Genomic DNA, 26032 nt, shown 5'->3' with positions numbered 1-26032 from the left:
TTCCGGTTCATGAAACGCTGATGGGTAAGAGATAGTATTATGATGGATTTGTTTAAAGCGATTGGATTGGGGCTGGTCGTACTGCTCCCGTTAGCCAATCCGCTAACCACCGTGGCGCTTTTTCTTGGCCTTGCGGGCAATATGAATAGTGCGGAACGCAACCGGCAGTCCTATATGGCTTCGGTTTATGTCTTCGCTATTATGATGGTGGCGTACTACGCCGGGCAGTTAGTCATGAACACCTTCGGTATTTCGATTCCAGGGCTACGGATCGCCGGGGGGTTAATCGTGGCGTTTATCGGCTTCAGAATGCTTTTTCCGCAGCAGAAGGCGCATGAGTCGCCGGAAGCGAAAAGCAAATCGGAGGAGCTGGCAGACGAACCGACGGCCAATATTGCGTTTGTTCCACTGGCTATGCCAAGCACCGCAGGACCGGGGACCATCGCAATGATCATCAGTTCCGCTTCCACGGTGCGTCATGGCGGCGAGTTTCCCGACTGGGTCATTATGGTCGCGCCGCCGATTATTTTTCTTGCCGTGGCGGTGATCCTGTGGGGATGCTTACGCAGTTCTGGCGCTATTATGCGGCTGGTGGGTAAAGGGGGGATTGAAGCGATCTCCCGCTTAATGGGATTCCTGCTGGTGTGTATGGGCGTGCAATTTATTATCAACGGCGTGTTGGAAATTATTAAAACGTACCACTAAGGCGCATTGTCGTCTGCCGAAAACCTGTTCCCGGCAGACGAATGTCTTAATGCGGTTGTTCTTCCAGCGTCACTGGCCATTTGCGGAATATGAGCACAGCCCATACCAGCGCGGCACAGGCGGGTATGGCGCCAATATAGCCGATGGCCGACATTGACCAGTGCAAACTCACCTGATTGCCTACCAGCGCGCCAGCGCCAATACCAATATTAAAGATGCCTGAAAATAGCGCCATTGCGACATCGGTCGCGTCCGGGGCCAGCGCCAGTACTTTCACCTGCATACCGAGCCCTATCACCATAATCGCGATGCCCCAGAAAATGCTCAGTATGGCCAGATGCGCTTCGCTATCCGCCGCAGGCAGCAGCAGAAGCAGACAGACAACCAGCAGGGCAATAGCGATACTGACGAGCGACGAGGCATGGCGATTACCCAGTTTACCAAACACGAGGCTGCCGATGATCCCGGCGCCGCCGAGGATCAGTAACAGGACGGTAGCAAAATTCGCACTGAGCCCGGCGACATTCTGAACGAACGGTTCAATATAGCTATAAGCTGTGTAATGCGCAGTCACCACAACGACGGTTAGTACATAGAGGCTCATTAGCGCCGGGCGCCGGAATAGCAAAGGTAAACTTTTTAGTGAGCCGGAATGCTCGCTCGGCAATTTCGGTAGAAGCTTAATCAGACATAGCAGCGTAATTAATGCGCCCATGCCGATGGCAAAAAAGGTGGTGCGCCAGCCAAAATACTGACCAACAACGCGACCTATCGGCAGCCCAAGCACCATGGCCAACGCGGTGCCGGTCGCTATCAGACTTAATGCCTGCGCGCGTTTCCCGGCAGGGGCCAGGCGGATCGCCAGAGAGGCGGTTATCGACCAGAAAATAGCGTGGGCGAAAGCGATGCCAATACGGCTAATGACCAGTACGGTAAAGTTCCATGCCAGGAAGGAGAGCACATGGCTGGCAATAAACAAAACAAACAGACAAATGAGTAGCTTACGGCGCTCCATTTGACTGGTAAGAAGCATAAAAGGCAGCGACATGACGGCAACTACCCAGGCGTAAATGGTTAGCATGATGCCGACCTGCGCGGTTTGCATATGAAAGCTTTCAGCAATGTCTGACAGCAAACCAACCGGCACAAATTCTGTGGTATTGAAAATAAAAGCGGCAATAGCAAGCGTAACTACCCGTAGCCACGCGACCTTGCGGGAAACTGGATTGATTGTCATAAAAATATTTCGGGTTAGTTGCGAGAAGGTGAGGCCGCGATCTTAAAACGTTTACTGGCGAAAAGACAATCATTTTGTGACCTGCTTCTCATTTACTTCGCAGGCCGTTTCGTCTTCAGTCGACGCTCGCCAGTTGGGCGTTAAGTAACTCGATAAAGGCCTCAAGCTGACGCGTCATCGCCCCGCGCCGCCACATTAGCCATGTGTTAAGCCAGCGCCACTTCTCCGCCAACGGCCAGGCTTCCACCTGATGATGTCCTGGCATACTGTTGAGCATACTTGCTGGCATCAGCGCAATACCTGCGCCGGCAATTACGCACGCCAACATTCCATGATATGACTCCATTTCGTGAATCGTACCGGGGGTCGCGCCATCGGCATGAAACCAGCTTTCGAAATGCCGTCGGTAAGAACAGTTGGCGCGAAAAGCATAGATGTTACAACCATTCACCTCGCTGGCCCGCGAAATGACGGAATGGCCGTGTGGCGCGACGATCATCATCTCTTCCTGGTAAACCGGTATACCTTGCAGCCCCGGATGCATTAGCGGGCCATCAATAAAGGCGGCGTTCAGCTTTCCTTCGAGCACGCCATCTAGCATGGCGCCGGAAGGACCGGTCGTTAACGCGAACTGAATTTTAGGGTAACGCTGGTTATAACCCGCCAGCAGCGCGGGGATACGTACGGCGGCAGTACTTTCTAACGCGCCGAGTGAAAACAGTCCTTGCGGTTCCTCTCCGGCAACCACCATGCGGGCTTCATCGACCAGCGCCAGGATCTGCTGGCTGTAACGTAAAAAGTTATGCCCGGCTGGTGACAGCCTGAGTCGCTGGTTTTCGCGAATAAACAGAGAGACGCCCAGGTCGGCTTCAAGCTGGCGGATACGCGTGGTCAGATTGGACGGAACGCGGTGCACTTTTGCCGCCGCCTGCGTAATGCTGCCCGTCAGAGCGACAGCGTTAAACATTTCCAGTTGCGTCAGGTCCATGGTTTTCTCAGTTCGTGAATAGTCTGGTTAATATTATTCATTTTTCAGAAAGGGTAAAGGGCGTCATGATGGTACAACTCCCCTGATAACGAGAGAAAGAACATGACCATGATGACTGCAACACAGGCGTTATCCGTGAATCCTGCGACCGGCCAGACGCTGGCGGCAATGCCCTGGGCTAACGCGCAAGAGATTGAACATGCGCTGAGTCTGGCGGCGAGCGGTTTCAAAAAGTGGAAAATGACATCAGTAGCGCAACGGGCGCAAACATTACGCGATATTGGTCAGGCGCTTCGCGCTCATGCAGAAGAGATGGCGCAATGTATTACGCGTGAAATGGGTAAACCCATAAAGCAGGCGCGTGCGGAAGTGACGAAATCCGCCGCGTTATGCGACTGGTATGCGGAACATGGCCCGGCAATGCTGAATCCTGAGCCTACGCTGGTAGAAAATCAGCAGGCGGTGATTGAATACCGTCCGCTGGGCGTCATTCTGGCGATAATGCCGTGGAATTTTCCTTTATGGCAGGTGTTACGCGGGGCAGTGCCGATACTGTTGGCGGGGAATAGCTACTTGTTAAAACATGCGCCCAATGTCACGGGTTGCGCGCAGATGATAGCCCGAATCTTGACGGAAGCCGGTACTCCCGCTGGCGTCTATGGATGGGTGAACGCCAATAATGAGGGCGTGAGTCAGATGATTAACGATCCGCGAATCGCGGCGGTGACGGTGACCGGTAGCGTGCGCGCCGGCGCGGCGATTGGCGCTCAGGCTGGGGCGGCGCTGAAAAAGTGCGTACTGGAACTGGGTGGCTCGGATCCGTTTATTGTACTCAATGATGCCGATCTCGAGCTGGCGGTAAAAGCCGCGGTTGCCGGACGCTATCAAAACACCGGACAAGTCTGCGCCGCCGCCAAACGTTTTATTGTCGAAGAGGGCATTGCGCAGGCGTTTACCGATCGCTTTGTGGCGGCTGCCGCAGCATTAAAGATAGGTGATCCTCTGGTTGAAGAGAATGACCTGGGGCCGATGGCGCGCTTTGATTTGCGTGATGAACTCCATCAACAGGTGCAGGCTTCCGTCGCCGAAGGCGCACGGCTACTGTTGGGCGGAGAGAAAATCGCCGGGGAGGGCAACTATTATGCCGCGACCGTTCTGGCGGATGTCACACCTGACATGACTGCATTTCGTCAGGAGCTTTTTGGGCCTGTTGCCGCCATTACCGTTGCAAAAGATGCGGCGCACGCCCTCGTGCTGGCGAATGACAGTGAGTTTGGCCTGTCGGCGACGATCTTTACCGCCGACGATACGCTGGCCGCGGAGATGGCGGCGCGTCTTGAGTGCGGTGGGGTATTCATTAATGGTTACAGCGCCAGCGATGCGCGTGTGGCATTCGGCGGGGTGAAGAAAAGCGGCTTCGGTCGCGAGCTTTCGCACTTTGGTTTACACGAATTTTGTAATGTGCAGACCGTCTGGAAGAACCGCGTCTAATCGCCCTGACGTCGCGTGGCACCCTCTGCTATACTCGCAGGCCTTTTCAGACCTGCGAGCAAGGAGCATGTTGTGGCCAGGGCCATGGATAATGCAATTTTAGAGACGATTTTACAGCGCGTTCGCCCCCTCATTGGCCAGGGCAAAGTCGCTGAATATATTCCGGCATTAGCGTCCGTCGAGGGTTCAAAGCTGGGGATAGCGATTTGTACCGTGGACGGGCAGCATTATCAGGCGGGCGATGCGTACGAACGCTTCTCTATTCAGTCCATTTCGAAAGTGCTTAGTTTGGTGGTGGCGATGCGTCATTATCCGGAAGAGGAGATCTGGCAGCGTGTCGGAAAAGATCCTTCCGGCTCGCCGTTCAATTCGTTGGTTCAGTTAGAGATGGAACAAGGCATCCCGCGTAATCCATTTATTAATGCGGGCGCGCTGGTGGTATGCGACATGTTGCAAGGGCGGCTTAGCGCGCCGCGTCAGCGAATGCTGGAAGTTGTGCGCGCGCTTTGCGGCGTATCGGATATTACGTATGACGCTACGGTCGCGCGTTCTGAATTTGAGCATTCCGCCCGTAACGCCGCTATTGCCTGGCTGATGAAATCATTCGGTAATTTTCATCATGATGTGCCTACCGTGTTGCAAAATTACTTTCACTACTGTGCGTTGAAAATGAGCTGCATGGAACTGGCGAGGACGTTTGTCTTTCTGGCGAATCAGGGCGAGGCGTTTCATCTCGACGAGCCGGTAGTTACCCCCATGCAGGCCCGACAGATTAATGCGCTAATGGCGACCAGCGGGATGTATCAGAATGCCGGCGAGTTTGCCTGGCGGGTGGGATTGCCCGCTAAATCCGGCGTGGGCGGCGGTATTGTCGCCATAGTGCCGCATGAAATGGCGATTGCCGTCTGGAGTCCGGAGCTGGATCCTGCGGGAAACTCTCTGGCAGGTATCGCCGCGCTTGAGCAATTAACACAAACGTTAGGACGTTCGGTATACTGATGAATGCGCTTGAACCGCTCTTTGCCCGCCTGGCGCGATCGACATTTCGTTCGCGTTTTCGTCTCGGGATAAAAGAAAGACAATATTGCTGGGATAAAGGCGCGGAGGTGATTGATAAACACGCCGCCGATTTTATCGCCCAGCGACTGGCGCCAGCTCACCCGGCGAATGATGGTAAGCAAACGCCGATGCGGGGCCATCCGGTATTTATCGCGCAACATGCGACGGCAACCTGCTGTCGCGGGTGCCTGGCGAAGTGGCACCAGATACCTCAGGGAGAACCGCTGAGTAAAGCGCAGCAACAGTATATTGTCAGCGTTATCCATTACTGGCTGGTCATACAAATGAATCAGCGGTAGAGCAGCGCGTCGTTGCTGACGCTTTCCCTGATAAATTACCCTCATACCACTGATAGCAGCCGTTGACCGTCATATATCTCATGCGCTGAAGCGCATATTTAGTTACAACATACAGTTAGTTGTTTTTTTTTTCAACGCCTGTCAGCACTGTGCAAAAAAATGTTCTACAGGGCAGGGAACCCGTGTATCACCAGAAGCTTGCAACCTTGATCTGGATCACGTTTAATGACAGTGCTTTTTTACCTGCTGAAGATAATCATGATCGTTAGACCACAACAGCACTGGATTCGCCTGATATTTGTCTGGCATGGTTCCGTGTTATCTAAAATCTTTTCACGACTGCTCCTTAACTTTCTTCTTTCTATCGCCGTTATTATCATGCTGCCCTGGTACACAATGCTGGGTATTAAGTTTACCCTTGCGCCGTTTAGCATACTGGGCGTCGCTATCGCCATTTTTCTGGGGTTTCGCAATAATGCCTGTTATGCGCGTTACGTCGAAGCCCGACATTTGTGGGGGCAGTTGATGATCGCTTCACGCTCAATACTGCGTGAGGTGAAAACAACCTTACCTGATGAACGCGGTATCGAGGATTTTGTTCGATTACAAATCGCTTTTGCCCACTGTTTGCGTATGACATTGCGTCGACAGCCTCAGACGCAAGTTTTGGGCAACTATCTTGACCAGAGCGCGTTACAGAAAGTTGTCGCTTCCCATTCGCCCGCTAATCGTATCTTATTGCTGATGGGAGAGTGGCTGGCGATTCGCCGCCGCAGCGGAAAGCTTTCCGATATTTTATTTCATAGCCTCAACAACCGCTTAAATGATATGTCGTCAGTATTGGCCGGCTGTGAGCGCATCGCCAACACGCCGGTGCCTTTTGCCTATACGTTAATTTTGCATCGTACGGTTTATCTTTTCTGCATTATGTTGCCATTTGCACTGGTGGTTGATCTGCACTATATGACGCCGTTTATTTCGGTGCTGATTTCTTATACGTTTATCGCGCTGGATGCGTTAGCAGAAGAGTTGGAAGATCCGTTCGGTACTGAAAATAATGATTTACCGCTGGATGCGATATGCAATGCGATAGAAATCGATTTACTGCAAATGAATGATGAAAGGGATATTCCGGCAAAACGGATACCGGATAAACGCTATCAACTGACCTGAGCTCGACTTAACTGGCGCAGAATGTTCATCTGCGCCATAACCTGAATAGCAAAGTTTAATAGCCTTCTCCAACGCCGGTTTTGGCTGGACCGGAGTAGTGGACATGAACGATTCGCCATCCTGTGTTTGGTATCTTCGCCCACACCTGGCTTTCGCGGCCTGTCGTGTGTTGAGTCTGCCCATTATCACGGCGTACCGCGGTAAAATGCCAGTCGAACTCTGCAACGGCGGCATTGCCATACACATGAATAGCCGGGGGAGCGTCCAGTTTTAACGTGCGTTTGCTGAAGGTTTTACCCATAGTGGTGCCATAAAAATTTTCAGCGATCTGCGACCATCCGCGTTCGTGACCGCGTGGATGAATAAAACTGGTTTCCGGTGAAACATAAAAGAGCTGCTTGCCTAACGTTGGGTCTGCCTTATCTATTGAATAAAGGTAACGGTTAATGCCTTCTGTAATTTCTTGTTTAACGGTCGACGTAGCTTCATTTTGTGCGGCGGTTGGCGTTGCCGCTGATGCCGATGACGCCATCAGAGTTAACGTTATCGCGGCGGCCGAAAACAATAGTGACGTTTTTTGCATAATAGTTATACCCATATGGTCTGTTTTTGAGACGCTTTATCTTTCCTGTTACGTTCACCTTTATACTAAAGGAGCATGACTCACGAACAATAAAAAACATCCTTCTATAAAATTACCCCGAAAAGGGAGTAGTGCAATTAAGAATATCGTATTTGTTTGTAACGGCATGACTCAAAATATCAACATTTAGAGTTTCAGTATTGTTGTTGTCCATTGACTTACTTTTATGTTTATTACCACTGGTAAATAGTTAATCTTATGAATAGTGATACACAAATGACCGTTTGCGCTATGTGATAATTAACCATAGTAAAAATACACGAAGCGAAGAAGTGCTATTTCAGTAGTACTGATATTTTCATAACGCTAATTTAAAAATAAATGTAAACGTAACAAATTATACACAAAAATAAGAAGGGCTGTGGCCTCAACTGACTTGATTATGATTCCGTCTTAACGAATGCCAGCCGAGTGTTAAGTGCCATTCTCGCCCTGGCATCCCCGACCGTAAGCCAGTTCTCTACTGGTAACCCCCTTGTTATTACAGCAGAAAACAGGGTATATCATTGATGTAGTCATGCTTAACTTGCATTTTAACATCACTAATACATAGCAAGCTAATATTACACTTTGAAACTTAACGCACGGTAATTGTTAGTGATATTGTCCTGGACAGTTCCGCGAGCAGGTTTTGCGGAAAGTCCAAAAATAAGACAAATAAGGCATATAAAATGAAAAAAGTAGTGGTGTTATCTGCGGTAGCCGCAGCCGTGATGATGGCTGGAGCCGCCAACGCAGCAGAAATCTATAACAAGGATGGCAATAAACTGGATTTGTATGGCAAGGTCGACGGCCTGCATTATTTTTCCAGTAATCATAGTACGGATGGCGATCAATCTTATATCCGTATGGGTATTAAAGGCGAGACTCAAATTACCGATCAACTAACCGGTTTTGGACAGTGGGAGTATCAGGTCAACGCCAATCGTCCTGAAGATGGTGACTCCAGCGGTTCCCCGCAAAGCTGGACGCGTCTCGGTTTTGCTGGTTTGGCATTTGCCGATATGGGGTCTGTTGACTATGGTCGTAACTATGGCGTGTTATACGACATTGGTTCATGGACTGACGTACTGCCTGAATTTGGTAATGATTCGTATGAAGCTTCCGATAATTTTATGACCGGGCGCGCGAATGGCGTTCTGACTTATCGCAATAATGATTTCTTTGGTCTGGTTGATGGTCTGAATATTGCGTTGCAGTATCAGGGTAAAAATGACGGCCTGTCGAAAGAAGGCGATCCTTTAAGTAATAATGCCAGAAAAAGTATCGCGTACCAGAATGGCGATGGTTTCGGGGCATCAGCGACATATGATTTGGGCATGGGGGTGAGCCTGGGGGCAGCCTATACCAGTTCCAAACGCACGCTTGATCAGATGACGCAAGATAAATACGACAATGGCGACCGCGCTGAAGCCTGGACTGGCGGCGTGAAGTATGATGCCAATAATATTTACCTGGCGGCAAACTATACCCGTACTTATGATATGACCTATATGGGCGATACATTGGGCGGCTTTGCACATAAAACCGATAACTGGGAAATGGTAGGGCAATATCAATTTGATAATGGCTTACGCCCGTCACTGGCATTCCTGCAATCCAGAGCCAATGATGTTGATGGACTGGGTTCGTTCGACCTTGTGAAATATATTGATGTGGGTTCCTATTACTACTTCAATAAAAATATGTCCGCGTATGTTGACTACAAAATCAATCTGCTAAAAGATGGCAACCCATCGAATCCTAATACAGACAACACCGTGGCGCTCGGCTTAGTCTACGAGTTTTGATAAAACTTGCTGATTAAGACAGTTTAGGGATACCCTCCTTTTCCCAAAACTGTGTCACTGCTTAACCTTTATTATTGTCAGTTTATTCTTTTATTATTTCAGGACGCTTCTGGCGTCCTTTTTTATTGCCTATTCGTTGACTATTCGACTTCGATCTCGCGAATGCGCATTCTGCTACTGTCATCTATCTGCACTTTGCCTGAATGACAAAAGGGACAACAGAGTGTGGATGTTTGAGAGGTGAAGGGTTGATTACAGGACAGACACCAACCTTGCGCCGGTGCGATAGTAATGTGGAAACGCGCATTGTCAGCAAGGGTATGACGAGCGGCGACGTCCAGGCCAAAATGCAGCGCCGGCACCTCAACACAGGCCATAACGCCAATCTCCAGCCAGACTTGCTTTACCTTGCTGAACTGGTGATTTACTGCCTGTTCCTCCAGCAATTCGATAATATTTTGCGCCAGGGCTAATTCATGCATGGGCCAGCTCCTTCATTCAACAATATTTACGGCGACACAAGGATCAATTACCTGTAACTGTTGCGACCACAATGAGAGTGGAATAGTGGCCAGTTCGCGAGCAATGACGCCGTCAGGTTGGGCGTGACGTGTGGTAGGCGAGATAATACGGTAATCAAGAATATTGCCTGACGTCGTCAGTCTGGCCTGATGAACTAACCATCCTCGCGCGGTTTCCACTACCGCTATTTTCCATTCGCCATCATCAAAACGATTCCAGCGCAGGGTGGGAAGGGCGCTCAAACTTCGGGCGAGCGTAATGCAGCGGGCCAGCAGACGTAGCGCAGTCGTTTTACCGCTAAGACAACAGGCTGACAGCAGCGGATATTCGATAGCCAGAGGCGAGACATCCAGGGGACCATGGGTTATTAACGTATGGTCCGGGGACGATGCCATCGGTAGTGTAGGTGTAATGATATTCTGTACTGCCGCCAGCCAGCGGGCGGTTTCAGAACGCTCTTGCAAAAACCAGGCTTCCCAGCCCTTTACGCCAGCGGCAAGCCAGGTCTGAGGATCATCGTCAAAAAAGATTGTGCTTGCCAGCGGGGATAACTCTCCGCGACGTAACAACGCCCATTCTTCAGCGGTTGCCTGTCGGTGGCTAAACAGGGGGAGCCAGTCTGTCAACGCGCGACGGAGCGTTTCTCGCGCCAGCTCTTGTTGTGCGGCCTGCATATCTGGCTTCTTTTCAGGAAACAACAGTAAAGCCGCCGCCGCGCTGTGCGCCTGAGCGCACAACGTAAACAAACGTGAAATAAGCGTTTTTGCGTATACCGGCGTTGCGCCCTGTAACAAACGACCGATCGGCGCCTCCTGCCAGATAATCCGTAGCGGGTGAGAATAGACGGTCAATCTTTGCACGAACTATTACCTTCATCGATCACCATAAACCCGGACTTACTGGTTTCGCAAACCGGACAGCACCAGTAATCAGGTAACTGGCTGAAGGGCACGCCGGGTGGAATTTGCCATACATCATCGCCCAGCGCAGGGTCGTAAACCCACCAACATACTTTGCACTCCATGCGCACCACTGGCTCATTTTCTGTAACCGGGTATTCTTTCAACCATTCCAACGTATTTTTTAGCCCCGCGTAGGCATCTTCGATATCATCGATGCCTGCAACGGCGATATCAGGAATGTCCGCTATCTCAATCATATCTTGCAGTAATGTGTTCATATCATTGAAATAATTGACCCGCCATACGCCGGGAAAATGCGTGCTTACAATCCGGCATTTACCATATCCGCGTGAAAAAATAGCGCTACAACCTTCGCCTAAAAAATGATCCAGATACTCGCGATCGGCATCGTTTACTGGCAACAGCGTTAAGTTAATGATATGCGGCTCTTTTACCGGCTGTTTTACGCGCTCGGCTATTTCATGCGCGATAAAGGCACCATTCATCAATCCCGCCGGTTGTGGCGGCAATTCTGGCGTAATCGGCGGCTGCGGATGCGTCTGCCAGATGCTCTCTGGGATCGGGCCAATGATAATTTCATCGGCAACCCGTTGCTGGTCAGCGTTATATTCACGCACACGCCAGACGCCCGTAAAAACCGTCTCCTGAATACGCTGTTCTTTTCCATCGGATAATAGTACCCGGGCGGAGATTTCACCTTCGCCGAGCAGTTGATCCAACAAACCGCTATTCTGTTGCTCAGTGGCATTCAGCTTATAGCTCAGGGGAAAGGGGAGCGTTGCCACCGGGTTATCCATATCGCGAATAAGCGTAGTCAGGACGTGTCTGGCAACACGAAGCTCAGCGGGCAGCGCCTGTTCCGGTAAAACCGGCGTCAGTGGGAGATTAATGCCGGCGGGGATGGGAAGAAAGTTAAAGTCTTCCTCTTCTGGCTGCGAGCCTGGTCCGGCAATATTAACGACTGGAATAGTTCTGGAATGATTCACGTGTGTTACCTTTCATTCTATTGCGTGATAACGGGAATATCCTGACGATAGCCCGGTGTGGTCAGCAATGCGGCCACCCGCTGAGAGTATTCTTGCCAGCTATATAATCCCGCCAGACTGCCGACAAAACGGTGCTGGCGAAAGAAAAGCAGCGCCGGATATTTCAGAATGCGATACTCCCGGGCGATCAGTTCACTCTGTTCGCTATCCGCAAATGCCGCGGTATAAGACGTCGCCGGAAATTGCTTGAGTATCTCCGGGATAATGACCCAACTGTCGGCGACCTCCGGATGTTTGTTGGGGTCGCTTTGCAGCAAAACCAGCACAGTCGGATGCGCATTAATCAACGACGGGAGCGTTTGCGCATCGGTAACCAGAAAGCCTTTATCCGCCAGTGGACAAACAGGATTTTGGGGTGAGATAGTCATTTTTTTAAATGCTCCGGTAATTCAGGCGTGCGAGACAATAAATCGGCAAAACCGGTCAGCGGATCGCTTTGCGTGAGCATGGCCTGTTCCAGTGAGTCCAGCGCCGCCAGTACCTCAGCGGCTTCCGCTTCGTCCATTTCTCGTCGTGCTGCGCCGCCAAATGTCAGCAGCCATGCGCCTGCTAAGGGGGGAGCCACAAGCCGAATATCAACGTCGATAAGCTCGCCGTGTCGGTCGCGGCATTTGGCGAACCACTGACCGGGTGAAATAACCTGCACAGGAACGCCAATACACATTATGATTTCTCTCTCTGTAGCACCCGAATATCGCCGACCCGGCAAGCGCTTTGCGCATCTGGGCGTTCATCTTCGTAGCGTTCCATACACAGGCTGTAATGATTGAGTCTTTCAGTGGGCAAGGCCGCTGAAGAGGCGGTGATACCCCATTGCGCCAGCACTTCCTGCGCGAGATAGACCGCAGGCATCAGTTGCGCCTTTACCTGCGGCGTAAGACTCCCGCCATAGTCATCCAGACATTCCGGCTGCACGCCAATCAGCACAATCTCCGATAACTGGCCACCGGTTAATTGCAGCAATGCCAGCACTTCAGAAAAACTGGTCTGATGTAAACTGAGTTTTTTCGCCGTCAGATAGGCGGGAACCTGTTCATCACGAAACATCGCCAGCGAACCTGGCGCCATACCAAAATCGATAGCATCCATGATTAACAGTTTTTCTGTCTGTTGCAGCCAGGGCAGCAGCGCCAGCCCCTGCGTACCGCCATCAACAACGTCAACTTTCTCGTTATCGGCATACTGTTCAAACAGCTTTTCCGCCGCTCTGACGCCAAACCCTTCATCTGCCCAAAGCAGGTTGCCAAGCCCTAAGATTGTTACTTCTGCCATTGTTATCACCTGAACCAGCGCCAGCCGCTTATCATGACGGAAATCACGCTTTGTCGGCTCATAATGTCTTCACGGATAGCGGTATAAACATGCGCAATGACGAAGGCGATAATGAACCACATGCCCAGCCGGTGCCAGAAATGCAGCGCGAGGCTATCGTTGCCAGTCAGGCGAATCATCCAGCCAAACAATTGATACGCCCAACTGTCTGTTCCAAGCCCTTCGCCATAGAGCGCAAAGCCGCTACACACCATCAGTACGGACATCCAGAAATAGAACATTACCGCCAGTCCCGCTACCGGATTATGTCCATAGTAACGATGGGCCTCTTTTTCGAGGAAAAAATACCAGCGGATTTCGCTGATAACGCCTTTACGCCAGGCGCGGCGCCAGAACGGAACCAGAAACATCTCCCTGGCGTACTCATTGCCGACACATGCCCAGTAAATACGAAACAGCAGCGCGACAGTAAAAATATATGCCGTGGTAAAATGGATCAGTCGTATCCAGCCCATCCAAAACATAAAGGTCGCTTCACCTTGAATCGATGGCAGGGGGCGGCCAATGAAATATCCTGTAACAGCCAGGACGACAATGGATAACGCCGTGATCCAGTGCCATAAACGGACCGGCGCTTCATAGATATAGTACCCCTGGCTGGTTATTTCTTTGAGATGCATTGAGACCTCCGAATCGTCGTCATCGTACCTGAACCCTGACCTGCTCCCCTCCATGATTATCAATAACATGGGTGGAGCAGGCCAGGCAGGGATCGAAGCTGTGCAGAGTACGTAAAATCTCCAATGGTTGATCGGGAACGGCGAGTTTAGTCCCCATTAACGCCGCTTCGTACGCGCCAATTTGACCTTTATCGTCACGTGGCCCGGCATTCCAGGTTGTCGGTACCACACACTGATAGCTGTCGATTTTCTGATTTTCAATTTTTATCCAGTGCCCCAGCGCGCCGCGCGGCGCCTCGCTGAAACCAACGCCTTTTGCCGATGTAGGCCAGGTATCGGGTTCCCAGAGCGTGACGTTTGCCGTCGCCGTATCGCCGGACTTGAGGTTACGCATCAGACGATCGAAGAAATATTGCAGCGTATTGCCTGCCCATACGGATTCCAGCGCACGCGCGGCAGTACGTCCTAATGTAGAAAAGAGCGCTTCTTTAGGCAGCTTTAATACACTAAGCAGTTGATCCACAGGTTCTTTAAATTCCGGTTTATTTTGATGATATCCAATCAGATAACGCGCCAGCGGACCTACCTCCATCGCATGTCCCTTCCAGCGCGGCGATTTAATCCATGAATATTTAGCGGACTCATCCACCTGTTCGATAAAGGTTTTTGTGCCTTTATAGTGTTCGCCCATGACCAGTTGCGGTTCGGTCAGACCATCCCACGGATGCAGGCCTTTATCGTTATTGCCGTTACCATAGGTATACCAGGAGTGAGTGACAAACTCCTGAATTTCATCGGGGGCGGTTAAATCGACAGGATGAATTTCGTCGAAACGACCGTTAATGATAGCCCCACGCGGAAGCAGAAGATTACTGGCGGAATAATCGTTAGGGTTATCCGGAAACTCGCCATAAGCCAGCAGGTTCATGCTCGATAACCCGCCGCCGATTTTTGCCCAGTCTTTGTAATAACTGGCAATCAGCAAGACGTCCGGAAGATAAACCTGTTCGCAGAACTGGCGAGCTTTTTGGATGATGGAACTGACAAAGTTCAGGCGTTCCATATTCACTGCGCCGACCGCGCCCGTTTCGTCAAGGTTGATGGCGCAAGGAACGCCGCCCACCAGCCAGTTAGGATGCGGGTTTTTACCACCGAAAACGGTGTGAATTTTTACGATCTCTTTTTGAAAATCGAGCGCTTCAAGATAGTGGGCGACCGCCAGCAAATTGGCTTCCGGCGGAAGTTTCATCGCCGGATGTCCCCAGTAGCCATTACGGAAAGGGCCAAGTTGACCGGACTCGATAAACCGCTTCAGTCGATTTTGCAAATCGCGGAAATATCCCGGCGAGGATAGCGGCCATGCGGAAAGGCTTTGCGCGATGGCGGAGGTCTGATGCGGGTCGGCTTTCAGGGCGGCAACTACATCGACCCAGTCCAGCGCGTGCAGATGATAAAAATGCACCAGGTGATCGTGAACGTGTAGCGTAGCCTGCATCATATTACGGATACAGTTTGCGTTGTCCGGAATCGCGATTCCCAGCGCATTTTCTACGGCACGGATTGAGGTCAGAGCGTGTGTACCGGTGCAGACGCCGCAAATGCGTTCAACAAATGCCCAGGCGTCTCGCGGATCGCGACCTTTCAGGATAACCTCCAGGCCGCGCCACATGGTGCCGGTCGACACGGCGTTAGTAATGACATTATTACTGTCGATATTCACTTCGCAGCGCATATGCCCTTCGATGCGAGTAACCGGATCGACCACAATTCGCCGTCCGCTATTGTCCAGCGTAAAACCCTGAGTCTGATAAGGATATGCCATAATTATTTTTTCTCTTCCGGAGCGTTTTCTGATGACGTGTTGTTTTTATTGCGGGCATGTTTTATGGCGCTCACCGTGGCGTGAGCGATGGCGGCAGCGCCCGCGACGCCAGCAACGCCCAGTCCGATTTTATCGGCGGTAGCCTCAATGCCGGTTTGCGGAATGCCCGTTGCCCGGCTGTAAAAAGAACCGTAATCCCAGAATCCATCTTCCGAACATCCGAGGCATCCATGACCCGACTGGATAGGAAAAGACACGCCATCATTCCAGCGAACGGTTGAACAGGCGTTATAGGTGGTCGGGCCTTTACAGCCCATCTTGTACAGGCAATACCCTTTTCTGGCGCCTTCGTCATCCCACGCTTCCACAAACTGACCGGCATCGAAATGCGCGCGTCGGTAGCATTTGTCATGAATTCGCTGGCCATAAAACATTTTTGGTCGTCCAAGACGATCAAGGGGAGGGATGCGATCAAATGCCAGCATATAGGTGATAACGGCGGACATCACTTCAGGTATAGGCGGGCAGCCTGGCACTTTAATAATGGGTTTATCGGTAATTAATTTGTGAACCGGCGTGGCTTTAGTTGGGTTGGGACGGGCTGCCTGCACGCAGCCCCATGATGCGCAGGACCCCCAGGCGATAATCGCTTTAGCATCCGCGCTGACGCGTTTTAACTTCTCCAGGAACGGCTCGCCAGCCAGTATGCAAAACATCCCATCTTCATTCAGCGGCGCGTTACCTTCCACAGCAACGATATAATTTCCTTTGTACTCACGCATCACATCCGCCAACGCCTGCTCAGCTTGTTGCCCTGCGGCGGCCATAATGGTGTCGTCATAATCCAGGGAAATGAGCGACAAAATGGCATCTTTTGCCAACGGGTGCGCAGAGCGAATGAAAGATTCGGTACAGCAGGTACATTCAAGACCATGCAGCCATATCACTGGCGTACGCGGTTTATTCTCCAGGGCATAAGCTATTTGAGGAATCATCGAACTGCTCAGGCCTAAAGACGTTGCGGTAAGGCTGCAAAACTTGAGGAAGCTACGCCTTGTCACGCCGTGTCTACGCATAACTTGATAAAATGTATCTTGTGTTTGCATAACGTTTATCCCAAACCACTATAGTTAGTGTGGGCATCATATGTTGCATTTCTTGTCTTTCTCAACGTGTTTTAGTAGCAATTATGTTTCTAATTCGTAACAACTGATTACATGTGTGCTACTCACATTACTCAAAAACATAAATTAATTTAATGTTATTGGTGATGTTGAGTAAATATAGCGTTGTGATGGCATCTCTTAATGTTGATAAGAAACCGTGTTTTTTATTTATAACATGATGGGATTTTTTTAAATGGTCACACGGATAACGCGTTTTCATGTTAGCTCGCTCTGTTTAACTCTCCTTTAAACCCGTCAGTTAAATTTATTAGCTTGTAAAATAAGATCACAATTAATTACGTGCCGCATAACCATTGATAGGTTTAATTTAATATATTCGTCCAATCCATTTTACAAACAAGGAGAGCATGATGAACAAAAGTAAAACAATGTTATTTATCGCTCCGGCGCTGTTTTCATACGCCCTGGCTGCACAGGCCTGCACAACCCTTGCTATTCAGGATAAACAAGGCGATATTTTTCATGGGCGTACGCTGGAGTATATGCAGGATTTACCCTCGTGGTTAACGTATTACCCGGCGGGAACACAGTTTGATAAAAAAACGCCGGATGGCAGCCAGGGGATAAGCTATCAGGCGAAGTATCCGATACTGGCCATTACTTCCACCATTACTGATGGCGATAGCAGAGACATACTTGAAGGCATGAATAGCGCGGGATTGTCATTTAGTGAAAACATGATCATGAATGCGCAGTTGCCGCCATTGCCTGCGAGTGAATATAAACAGGCAATTCCTGTCACCTCGTTGGGAGAATGGGCGCTGGCCCGTTTTGCTAATGTCGGCGAGGTAAAACAGGCAATAAAAGAGGGCAAATTCTGGTCACCGGAACTGCATCGGTTTGGCGATCTGAAATCGCCATTTCATTACGCGTTTTACGACAAGAAAGGAGGGAGCATTGTCGTTGAAGTGGAAAATGGCAAATTCCATGTCTATGACAATCCCACTCGCGTGATGACAAATGGTCCCGCATTCCCCTGGCATCTGACAAATCTGAATAATTATACGCAATTAACCAATGTGGACCGCTCTTCAGGCACATTGGGCGGGATAAAAGTGATGCAGCCTGATAGCGGGATTGCTATTGCAGACTTGCCATCGTCCGATACGTCGGTTTCCCGTTTTATACGCGGCGTTTATTACACCACATATGCGCCGCAAGCGACATCCGCCCACGACGCAATGAATACGCTTGCACATATTATGAGCCGTTTCGATCGTCCGAAAAATATTACGGTTGACTATATGGGGAGTGAAGGGGAAGGCAACGCCACCCGCAAACCGGTCTCAGAATATACGGTCTGGACAACGCTGTCTGACTTAACGCACGGTGAGATGATGGTGCGCGGCTACAATGATATCAACTATAAAACCTGGTCTCTTTCTCAGTTTAAGAACGCGACAGCGCCCGTGTTCGAGAAAATCAACGTCAAAGGATAAATCGCTCGTCTCGGTTTAGTTTCCCCGGTAGTCTCGGCGAAGGTAATGGAGACTACCGGCGGTTGCTTCTCTTTATCATGCACGGTAATTAATTATCACGATCACCAGCGCCAGGATGGTATGCTAAATCCATTCAAAATCCCCTGGATATGGATTGGAGGGCGCATGGTTATACCTGAGGTCAGGCAGGAGAGGCTCTATCAGAAGATAGCCAACCTCATCATTAAGCTGATCAATGATAATATTTTTCCCCCGGGAACTTTTTTACCGCCAGAACGCGAACTGGCAAAACAGCTTGGCGTGAGCCGCGCCTCCTTGCGAGAAGCCCTTATTGTACTGGAGATCTCCGGATGGATCGTGATTCAGTCCGGTAATGGGGTTATCGTTTCAGATAAAAAACACCTTGCCAGCGACTATACCATCGAAGAAATTCTCTCTACTCGCGAGCTGGTCGATAGCCATTGTGCGCGCTTAGCCGCACAAAACGATAACGTTGACGTCATCAATCAAATAGAGGCGATTTATCATCGTATGGATCAAGCCATTAACGATAATAACGTCCACGGCTTTTACTCGCTGGATAAAGAGTTTCACCTTGCGATCTCTGAGGCCAGCCGTAACCGGGTGTTGTTCGATATGTCCCGTATGTTATGGGAACAACGGATTAATATCCCTTATGCTGGGCTCGACGAGCAGTCTGGAGACAGAAATGTTTTACTTAATCTCAACAAACAACATAAAGCGATAGTGGATGCGATGCGACAGTCTGATGCTGACAGCGCCTATGAGGGATCGCTGGAACATTTACGCTATGTGAGAAAGATTGTCGGCGGCTAATTTTGTCGATGAATAACACCGCATGGCGGTCATGCCATGCGGTGGAGCTTGCCGTAAATCAATGGAAAACAGCATTAATCTTTAAGTAGCGCTCCGGATAGCGATCAAGTTCTTTAACTGCATCAGGGATCTCATCAAGATTGACGACCTTACTGACGACATCTTGCGGATTAATCTCCAGCGTAGACAGCATACGTAATGCCTCATCAAATTCACCGGCACTGGTGCGGGAACCGCGTAAATCCAGTTCTTTATAGGTGATCAGGTTCGTCGGCAGCGACGTTTCCTGTTTTGGCCATCCGGTAAACGAAATACGACCAGCAAACGATGCTAAATCAAGCGTATTTCGAATAGCGCTATTTGCGCCGGAAGCTTCTATCACGACCTGCGCCATGGTGCCGTGGGTGATATTTTTAATAGCGTCGATAACCTGATCGTCAGCGGCGTTCAGCACATAAGGAACGCCAAGCTTTTGCGCATAGCGTAGCCTTTCTTCCACAATATCGATCAGAATAGGCGTTGCCTTGTAATGACGCGCGCTTAATGCCGCCATAAGACCAATGGCCCCCGCGCCGATGATGGCAACATATTCCCCGGCCTTAACGTTTGCCCGATGCAGCGCGTGCAGAGCGATGGTCAGCGGTTCTGCCAGCGGCGCCATTTCAGAAGGCACATTATCTGGTATTTTATGAATTAAATGTGCGGGATGAGTAACCACCTCCTGCATTGCGCCATCGACATGCACGCCAATGACGTTTAAATTTTCACAACAATTAGTTCTGCCGACAGAGCAAGGGTAGCAGTGACCACAATAAATATAGGGGTCAACAATTACGCGGTCACCTTCTTTAATATTGTCCGGCATTCCGGCGCCTTCCTGAAGAACAATTCCGGTCACTTCATGCCCAATAATTCTTGGGTAAGTAACCAGTGGGTTCGTTCCACGAAAAGCCCCGATATCCGATCCGCAAATGCCTGCAGCATCAACCTTAATTAATACTTCATTTTCTTTCTTATGGGGATAATCCACCCAGCGGGTTTCAACTTCACCAGGCTTATTAATGAACACAGCTTTGACTTTCATTGGCTTTGAATCCTTTACTTTTTACAAACACGAAGACCAACAGGCTTGAAACGATAGCGATAGCACCAGCCAGATAGAACGCATAGTCATATTTACCGCTAAATTGAACGATAAAACCGGTGACAAGCGGACCGATAATGCCGGATATATTAGCCAGGCCATGCATGGCTCCGCCGACGCTCCCTACCTTATCTTTATGAACAACATCCTGAATAACCGCCCAATAAATTGGGCCCGTTAAATAGAGCAGGAAGAGTGAAACTGACATGAGCGTAATTGCGCTACCAATAGTGCTAACAGTACCGGAAACGGCAACACATACCGCTGCGCCTGCCAGACATACGCCCAGAATAAGTCGACGTGAGAGCAGAGCATTACCGGTAATCCGATAAATTACATCGGAACAGACGCCGCCGAGTACCATACCAATGGCGCCGATGACCCAGGGAATTACCGTGGCGATACTAATTTCTTTAATATCGAGATGTAACGAATGGTTCAGGTAACTTGGGAACCAGGTCAGGAAGAAAAAAAGAATATAGTTGTAGCTGAAAAAAGCCAGAGTTGTCGCCCATACCATTGGTTGTTTCATGTAATAGCCGAGTGAAGGCGTAGCCCGGCCATCATCAGATAAAATAACGTCCTCATGATTTTCAAAATCAATGCGTTCTTCCGGCGCCAGGCGTTTACTCATTGTTGGCTTATCGCTAACGATAAAGTACCACAGTAGTACCCAGACCAGGCCAAATAAGAAAATAATGCCAAATGCGGGGCGCCAGCCTAAGGATAACGCCAACAGGCCCACAATCGGCCCGGACACCGCGCCGCCGAGCGGGGAACCGGCGCTAAAAATTCCGATCGCCGTGGCAGACTCCTTTCGGGAAATCCAGTTATTGATGATTTTATTTCCGGCAGCGCTGACCGGCCCTTCAGCCATACCGAAAAGAACGCGCACGATAAGCATTGTCCACAATCCGGTGACTAAACCAGTTAAGCCACAAAATACAGACCATAGTAACGCTGCGATGAGAAAAACCGTTTTTGGCCCAACTTTATCGCTGGCCCAGCCACCAATAAAATTAAACAGGGCGTATCCGATAAAAAACGCGCTGAAGATCATCCCCATCTCCGCGGCGTTAAATCCTAACTCCTTTTCGATCAAGGGGGCAGTTATCGACAATGCTGAACGATCCATATAGTTGAGCATGTAAACTATAAATAGAAGAAAAACGATAAGCCATCCCATTGTTTTTCTTTTCATGATTAATCCTCTTATTGTGGTCTAGCGGCCTGACCACAATATTTTAAGGTTATTTTCAAATCACCTCTCTTGTGGTTAGAACGTGATCAATATAACAAAAATTTATCACAGGGGATTTTTATCCATCGCAAGTGTGATGGATTAAATTCTTTAAAATCAGTTGATTAATTGAAAATTCAATCGGAGCTATCGTTTTCCCCTAATCCACGCCCCGGTAAAGTTTGACATGCGGCTTTAACGGAAGGTGGCGCTGTCTGTGGGTATTTTTCATCGGGCGTAATATAAACCTGACTCGTGGCGACATAGCCATCATTAAAAGTTGCTTCGATATAGGTAGCTTCCCAACCTGTCTTCGGTTCATTTAGCGTAATACTGATCTTATTGTTGACGGGACTATCTATTGTAAGCGGCTGATAGCGGATACCACAGGCATAACGAAAATCACGCGCATTTGGATTGTTGGCTGTCCAGCGAACGACTTTTACCGGCGCTTCTGAGAAATAGACCGTAAGAAGGTGGTGGTGAATAAGGTCGATCAACTGTGGTAATGTTTTTTTACTTTGAAACCGGTTAATAAATGGAACGAGGCTTCCTTCAGCGAACTGGTTAATTGAGTAGTGGTTCATATTAGGCACTATACGTAATGATTTTACGCCAAGAAGTTTGCTATAATAAAAGCGAGTATTGTCTGGTACGAAGAAATCATCGCCACTTGCATTAATAATATATTTCGGTATTGCAAGGCGGGGTTGGTAAATAGTGTTGAGATATCTTAACGGATCTATTATTTGCCTTAGCTGGGTAAATGCGGGGGATTTTATTTTCTCATCTATGCCTTGCTGGTAGTAGGGGTAGAATGTAATGGGCCAATTTCCACCGTATGATTGATAAATATGCTCAAGTGAAGCATCAATATCAAGTAGATCAATGGCGAAGGGAACAATTGCTTCAACATCAGGATCGGCAATAGCTGACAACCAGGTGGTCCACCCACGCTTTGAAATACCTGTAATGATAAAGGAATTTATATTCCATTGCGTTAACTCCTTTTTTGCTAATCTCATCGCTTGCGATATGGCAGTGACCATAGGAATATTTAAAGGCATTAACTTACGTTGCTCCGGCGCTTCCATAAATAATGCCCAGCTTCGGGAAACGCTTTCGTCCTCTTTCAGTGGTTTTTTATCATCCTGAAAGGTTAAATATTGGTTAGGTATATCACTCACTGATATTACGATGGTATTCGTATCACGGGAGATGCTTGCCAGTGTTTCCTGGGGGAAATCACCGGGTTTACCAGTGATTTGTACGCCTTTATCATAATTAATTCCGTTGTTTACAACCACCAAAGCATGGTGCTCTTTTGCCGTTTCAGGGATATAAATATCAACGTTATGTCGCCATTGCGCAGGGGTTACCATGTCATCTGGCGACCAGTGTTGCGATAATAATTCATAGTGTCTGACTACCACCTGTGCTAATGGAGCTGTATTAATCAAGGTATATTTTAGCGGTGTGCCTGAAATCTGCTCCCGGTAGTCGGGGAGAACATGAGACAAATCACACTCCGGGCTGTTTCGACAAAAGAAGATGTTGTTATGAAGTAGTGTATAAACTTTTGTAGAAATGAAAAACAGTACGATAACAACGAGATATATTTTTTTCATGCTTTCCCCGCGCTTTACAAGGGCAAATGCCAGCCAGCATAATTTCCATAAATACCTCTTAAACATTCAATATAAGTACAATACTTTTGATAAATAACGGAAGAAGGGAACAATAATGTTTGTGACGTTGTCACATTATTCTGTTTCTGGTTTCACTATTAGCACTGAACTTTTTGAAAGGTAAATCATTGCCGTCACCAGACCAATAATGGCGACAGAGATAGCTATACCGATCCAGACGCCATACAGAGCATAACCCAGGACAAATCCGCCCAATACGGGGGATATAAAATCAGCGATTGCGATTAATGCCTGCGCCGTTCCGATGACGATACCTTGTCGGGCAGGCGATACATGGATGGACAAGGCGGCAAGATAAGTGGGTTTGGCTAGCGCATCAGCGATGCTAATACAAACGATAGCAAAAACAAGCACAGGTATGGTCGTGGCGATACCCGCAGTGAGAAATCCAGTACAAAGAAGGGCGAAGATGAGGATAATTAGCTTTCGCTCCGAAAAATATTGGCTCACCCAACCTAACAGAAATAGCTGAACGAAAATATTAATAACCCCGTCCGCCATTAACAGATAGCTTAACGCTTTTGGCCCAAAGGGAAGCCCATTCCAGATGAAGGTGTCAGAAAGAAAAACAGGTAATTGTGAAGAGTACATGCCATAGGCGAAGAAATGACAAAGCATTACGATGATTAAGACGCGAAGGACAGGCATCTTTAAAATAGCGCGGGCAGAGAACGCCGCTATTTTATCTGTGGTACGTGATGTTGTGGAAGGGTCTTTTAACCCCCAAATCGCGACCAGGGCAGACCCAAGGACAAGTATAAAGGCGGCGTAGATCGGCGCGCTCAGACTGATACGCGATAACCACCCGGAAACGCCTGCCCCGACAATACCGCCTAAACCAATGCAGCCTGTGAGGATACCGATTGCCTGACGCCGATTTCTGACGTGCGTACAATCGGCAATATAGGCTGCGGCGGCTGACAAATTTCCGGCGCTAATGCCAAAAAGCGTGCGGGCGAGCAGGATAAACAGGATACATTGCGCGTTGGCGAGTAATAGTAAACTTATCGCCGCAATAGCCAGCGTGACAATCAGTATTCGCTTGCGGCCAACGCGATCGGAAAGGTGGCCAATCAGGGGCGCCGCACAAAATTGGCTAAAAGCTTCAGTGGCGATGATGATTCCAATGATAAGCGGCGAACCGCCCATCTCGCGGATATAAAAAGGCAGTACCGACATTACAGCCGCGGTACTGGCGGCATAAAGGCCGACAAGCAGGAAAACAGGCAAAATACGCCGCTTGTTGAGCGGGGTGATAGTTTCGCTGTCGGTGTTCTCATAGACATTAGTATTCATCTTTAATCCCTATGGCAAAACCAGAGAGATAATTTTCAATATCGTTGCTCTGTTTGCCGTGAAAGAATGCGCCGACATAGCCATCGGGTCGGATCAGCACGCATTGACCCGGGGCCAGATGATAGGACTCCCGGAAGTGCCCCAGGGTATCGATGAGCTCGTCCTGCTCGCCAATGTGATGAATACGCAGTCCTCGCCGCGCATCGATGACCTTACCGTGGGTTTCGTAGGCCAACAGATTCCAGTCCGGACCTTGTAGTAACTGAAATAATCGTAATGATTGGCCGCCAGCGCCCAAAAGAGGAGCATCCGGAGCTCTTTCTCCCGCTTGTAACCCATGCTGACGTTCGGGCAACGTGTGGGCTAAGGGGGAGTTGGTATACTGGATGTCAAGTTGTTGAACGTCGCGTTCTCGTTTGATGCCACCCTGTTTTTGAGAGTCAAGTAATCGGGTAGAAAGGTGGAGCAGTGATTCGGCTACCGGGCGGCGTTCCTGTTCATAGCTATCGAGAAGCTCTTCTCCTGCGCCCCGCAGCGAGGCTGCCATTTTCCATCCCAGGTTATAGGCATCCTGGATGCTGGTATTTAACCCTTGCCCACCCGTCGGCGGATGCACATGAGCAGCATCACCGGCTAAAAATACCTTACCCACACGGTAATGTTCCGCTATGCGCGCATTCATCTGGTACTTCGATACCCAGGGAATCGAATGGATGCGAACATCCGTCCGCCCGATTCGCTCAGTAAGAAAAGCCGTGAGCACGTCGGCTGAGAAATTCTGCGAGTCGTCCGGGGCCAACAACGCCTGGATTTGAAAGAGCTGCGTGCCGGCGAGAGGGCAAATCGTTATCATCCGCGTCATATCGCCATCGTTAAAATGGTGCCATACATCCCGGTTTAGACCGGAAAGCGAAGCGTCAGCCACAAGCGCATGGATTCCCAACGTACGGCCGGGGAAGCTGACGCCTAATTTTTTTCTGACAAAGCTTCCGCCGCCATCCGCGCCTATCAAATAATGCGCGATGATGACCTCTTCTCCAGCCGGCCCGGCAACATACGCGGTGACCGTGCGTGAGGTTTGCGCAAAATGTCGTAATTCGCAGCCGAACTCCACCCGATGTCCCCATGCTTTTAATTGCTCCCGCATAATCGTTTCTGTCACGTTCTGTGGAACCATCAATGGCAGATGGTAGGGTTCGGCGTGGGTCGGTTTTGTATGATGCGCAATATCTGAATCTACATAGCTTCCGTCATGACGGTAGGTTCGTAATCGGGGATAGAGCCCGCCGGCGGCGACCACGTTATTGAGTATCCCAAGATCCTCGAAGATTTCTTGCGTTCGCGGCTGAATACCTTTACCGCGGGAACCGGTAAAAGGCGTCGTTCTTTTCTCAATCAGGCGAAATGAGACCCCGTGACGCGCCAGTTCGATGGCTAAAGTAAGCCCGGTAACGCCAGCGCCGCAGATCAGTACATCTGTAGTGGTGTATGTTGTCATCGTCTCTCCATTATGTGTATTATGCACATAAG

At 49.6% G+C, this 26032-nt stretch carries 25 protein-coding genes; 8 read left to right on the top strand and 17 right to left on the bottom strand.

All coding sequences use genetic code 11. The features are described 5' to 3' along the window. The first annotated feature begins 39 nt into the window (after nt 1–39). A complete protein-coding gene (locus ACLJNW_RS04080; protein WP_000968968.1) occupies nt 40–705 on the top strand; it encodes a MarC family NAAT transporter in 666 nt (221 codons plus the stop codon). Nucleotides 706–751: 46 nt separating this feature from the next. Here the strand turns inward: ACLJNW_RS04080 and ACLJNW_RS04075 are convergent, their stop codons facing one another. Together ACLJNW_RS04075 and ptrR are read right to left on the bottom strand one after the other, a co-directional pair. After that, the gene (locus ACLJNW_RS04075) at nt 752–1942 is read right to left on the bottom strand and encodes a sugar transporter (RefSeq protein ID WP_000154617.1); all 1191 of its coding nucleotides are present in this window, start codon (nt 1940–1942) and stop codon (nt 752–754) included. Nucleotides 1943–2057: 115 nt separating this feature from the next. After that, entirely contained in the window at nt 2058–2930 is an 873-nt protein-coding gene (gene ptrR, locus ACLJNW_RS04070) for a putrescine utilization regulator PtrR (protein ID WP_023209367.1), read from the bottom strand. Between the two features lie 102 nt (nt 2931–3032). Here ptrR and sad point away from each other — a divergent pair, with 102 nt between their 5' ends. The 4 genes from sad to ACLJNW_RS04050 all read left to right on the top strand — a co-directional run bounded on the left by sad (nt 3033) and on the right by ACLJNW_RS04050 (nt 6952). After that, nucleotides 3033–4421, top strand: coding sequence for a succinate-semialdehyde dehydrogenase (sad, locus tag ACLJNW_RS04065; RefSeq protein WP_000178409.1), 1389 nt, complete (start codon nt 3033–3035; stop codon nt 4419–4421). Nucleotides 4422–4493: 72 nt separating this feature from the next. Then, a complete protein-coding gene (gene glsB / locus ACLJNW_RS04060; protein ID WP_024154589.1) occupies nt 4494–5420 on the top strand; it encodes a glutaminase B in 927 nt (308 codons plus the stop codon). Next, nucleotides 5420–5779 carry a DUF4186 domain-containing protein gene (locus tag ACLJNW_RS04055; RefSeq protein WP_000992451.1) on the top strand — a complete coding sequence of 120 codons (360 nt, stop codon included), beginning with the start codon at nt 5420–5422 and terminating at the stop codon, nt 5777–5779. Before glsB ends, ACLJNW_RS04055 begins: the two co-directional genes overlap by 1 nt. 258 nt (nt 5780–6037) lie before the next feature. Continuing rightward, entirely contained in the window at nt 6038–6952 is a 915-nt protein-coding gene (locus tag ACLJNW_RS04050) for a bestrophin family protein (RefSeq protein WP_023204287.1), read from the top strand. Between the two features lie 55 nt (nt 6953–7007). Here the strand turns inward: ACLJNW_RS04050 and ACLJNW_RS04045 are convergent, their stop codons facing one another. Beyond that, a complete protein-coding gene (locus ACLJNW_RS04045; protein WP_000513122.1) occupies nt 7008–7550 on the bottom strand; it encodes a YybH family protein in 543 nt (180 codons plus the stop codon). Between the two features lie 716 nt (nt 7551–8266). On the opposite strand from ACLJNW_RS04045, the gene ompC reads away from it, so the two are divergent. Beyond that, entirely contained in the window at nt 8267–9385 is a 1119-nt protein-coding gene (ompC, locus tag ACLJNW_RS04040) for a porin OmpC (RefSeq protein ID WP_000758335.1), read from the top strand. Between the two features lie 140 nt (nt 9386–9525). On the opposite strand, the gene hypA is transcribed toward ompC, so the two are convergent. From hypA to ACLJNW_RS03995, 9 genes are read right to left on the bottom strand one after another with little or no spacing between them, the layout of a single operon-like run. Further along, a complete protein-coding gene (hypA, locus tag ACLJNW_RS04035) occupies nt 9526–9867 on the bottom strand; it encodes a hydrogenase maturation nickel metallochaperone HypA (RefSeq protein WP_000544772.1) in 342 nt (113 codons plus the stop codon). A gap of 12 nt (nt 9868–9879) precedes the next feature. Then, a complete protein-coding gene (locus ACLJNW_RS04030) occupies nt 9880–10767 on the bottom strand; it encodes an ATP/GTP-binding protein (RefSeq protein WP_001189401.1) in 888 nt (295 codons plus the stop codon). Further along, nucleotides 10755–11816: a hydrogenase expression/formation C-terminal domain-containing protein gene (locus ACLJNW_RS04025; protein ID WP_023204286.1), complete on the bottom strand. Its 1062-nt coding sequence runs from the start codon at nt 11814–11816 to the stop codon at nt 10755–10757. The genes ACLJNW_RS04030 and ACLJNW_RS04025 overlap by 13 nt, the downstream gene beginning before the upstream one ends. 17 nt (nt 11817–11833) lie before the next feature. Next, entirely contained in the window at nt 11834–12244 is a 411-nt protein-coding gene (locus ACLJNW_RS04020) for a hydrogenase (RefSeq protein WP_000155985.1), read from the bottom strand. Continuing rightward, complete coding sequence (hypC, locus tag ACLJNW_RS04015) at nt 12241–12540, bottom strand: HypC/HybG/HupF family hydrogenase formation chaperone (protein WP_000334904.1); 300 nt, start codon at nt 12538–12540, stop codon at nt 12241–12243. Before hypC ends, ACLJNW_RS04020 begins: the two co-directional genes overlap by 4 nt. After that, entirely contained in the window at nt 12540–13148 is a 609-nt protein-coding gene (hybD, locus tag ACLJNW_RS04010; RefSeq protein ID WP_000852664.1) for a HyaD/HybD family hydrogenase maturation endopeptidase, read from the bottom strand. Before hybD ends, hypC begins: the two co-directional genes overlap by 1 nt. 5 nt (nt 13149–13153) lie before the next feature. Beyond that, a complete protein-coding gene (gene cybH / locus ACLJNW_RS04005) occupies nt 13154–13897 on the bottom strand; it encodes a Ni/Fe-hydrogenase, b-type cytochrome subunit (protein ID WP_023204395.1) in 744 nt (247 codons plus the stop codon). Further along, nucleotides 13848–15650 carry a nickel-dependent hydrogenase large subunit gene (locus ACLJNW_RS04000; protein ID WP_023204396.1) on the bottom strand — a complete coding sequence of 601 codons (1803 nt, stop codon included), beginning with the start codon at nt 15648–15650 and terminating at the stop codon, nt 13848–13850. The genes cybH and ACLJNW_RS04000 overlap by 50 nt, the downstream gene beginning before the upstream one ends. A 2-nt stretch (nt 15651–15652) precedes the next feature. Next, complete coding sequence (locus ACLJNW_RS03995) at nt 15653–16756, bottom strand: hydrogenase small subunit (protein ID WP_001194448.1); 1104 nt, start codon at nt 16754–16756, stop codon at nt 15653–15655. A 428-nt stretch (nt 16757–17184) separates the two neighbouring features. Here ACLJNW_RS03995 and ACLJNW_RS03990 point away from each other — a divergent pair, with 428 nt between their 5' ends. Both ACLJNW_RS03990 and ACLJNW_RS03985 read left to right on the top strand, forming a co-directional pair. Then, nucleotides 17185–18276: a choloylglycine hydrolase family protein gene (locus ACLJNW_RS03990; RefSeq protein WP_024154590.1), complete on the top strand. Its 1092-nt coding sequence runs from the start codon at nt 17185–17187 to the stop codon at nt 18274–18276. A 45-nt stretch (nt 18277–18321) separates the two neighbouring features. Continuing rightward, entirely contained in the window at nt 18322–19113 is a 792-nt protein-coding gene (locus tag ACLJNW_RS03985; protein WP_001518759.1) for a FadR/GntR family transcriptional regulator, read from the top strand. Nucleotides 19114–19171: 58 nt separating this feature from the next. Here ACLJNW_RS03985 and ACLJNW_RS03980 read toward each other — a convergent pair whose 3' ends face one another. The 5 genes from ACLJNW_RS03980 to ACLJNW_RS03960 form a co-directional block, all read right to left on the bottom strand. Then, nucleotides 19172–20197 carry a zinc-binding alcohol dehydrogenase family protein gene (locus ACLJNW_RS03980; RefSeq protein WP_000864924.1) on the bottom strand — a complete coding sequence of 342 codons (1026 nt, stop codon included), beginning with the start codon at nt 20195–20197 and terminating at the stop codon, nt 19172–19174. Further along, a complete protein-coding gene (locus tag ACLJNW_RS03975; RefSeq protein ID WP_000824240.1) occupies nt 20172–21458 on the bottom strand; it encodes an MFS transporter in 1287 nt (428 codons plus the stop codon). Before ACLJNW_RS03975 ends, ACLJNW_RS03980 begins: the two co-directional genes overlap by 26 nt. 176 nt (nt 21459–21634) lie before the next feature. Continuing rightward, on the bottom strand, nt 21635–23191 hold the full coding sequence (locus tag ACLJNW_RS03970) for a PhoPQ-activated pathogenicity-related family protein (protein ID WP_072209481.1): 1557 nt from the start codon (nt 23189–23191) through the stop codon (nt 21635–21637). Between the two features lie 69 nt (nt 23192–23260). Beyond that, nucleotides 23261–24502: an MFS transporter gene (locus ACLJNW_RS03965; RefSeq protein WP_023204397.1), complete on the bottom strand. Its 1242-nt coding sequence runs from the start codon at nt 24500–24502 to the stop codon at nt 23261–23263. Further along, nucleotides 24492–26000, bottom strand: coding sequence for an FAD-dependent oxidoreductase (locus ACLJNW_RS03960; RefSeq protein ID WP_024154592.1), 1509 nt, complete (start codon nt 25998–26000; stop codon nt 24492–24494). Before ACLJNW_RS03960 ends, ACLJNW_RS03965 begins: the two co-directional genes overlap by 11 nt. Nucleotides 26001–26032: the final 32 nt, after the last annotated feature.

It is taken from the genome of Salmonella sp. SAL4457, from assembly GCF_046548235.1.
Lineage (GTDB): Bacteria > Pseudomonadota > Gammaproteobacteria > Enterobacterales > Enterobacteriaceae > Salmonella > Salmonella enterica.
This window is presented reverse-complemented; position numbering and strand designations above follow the sequence as displayed.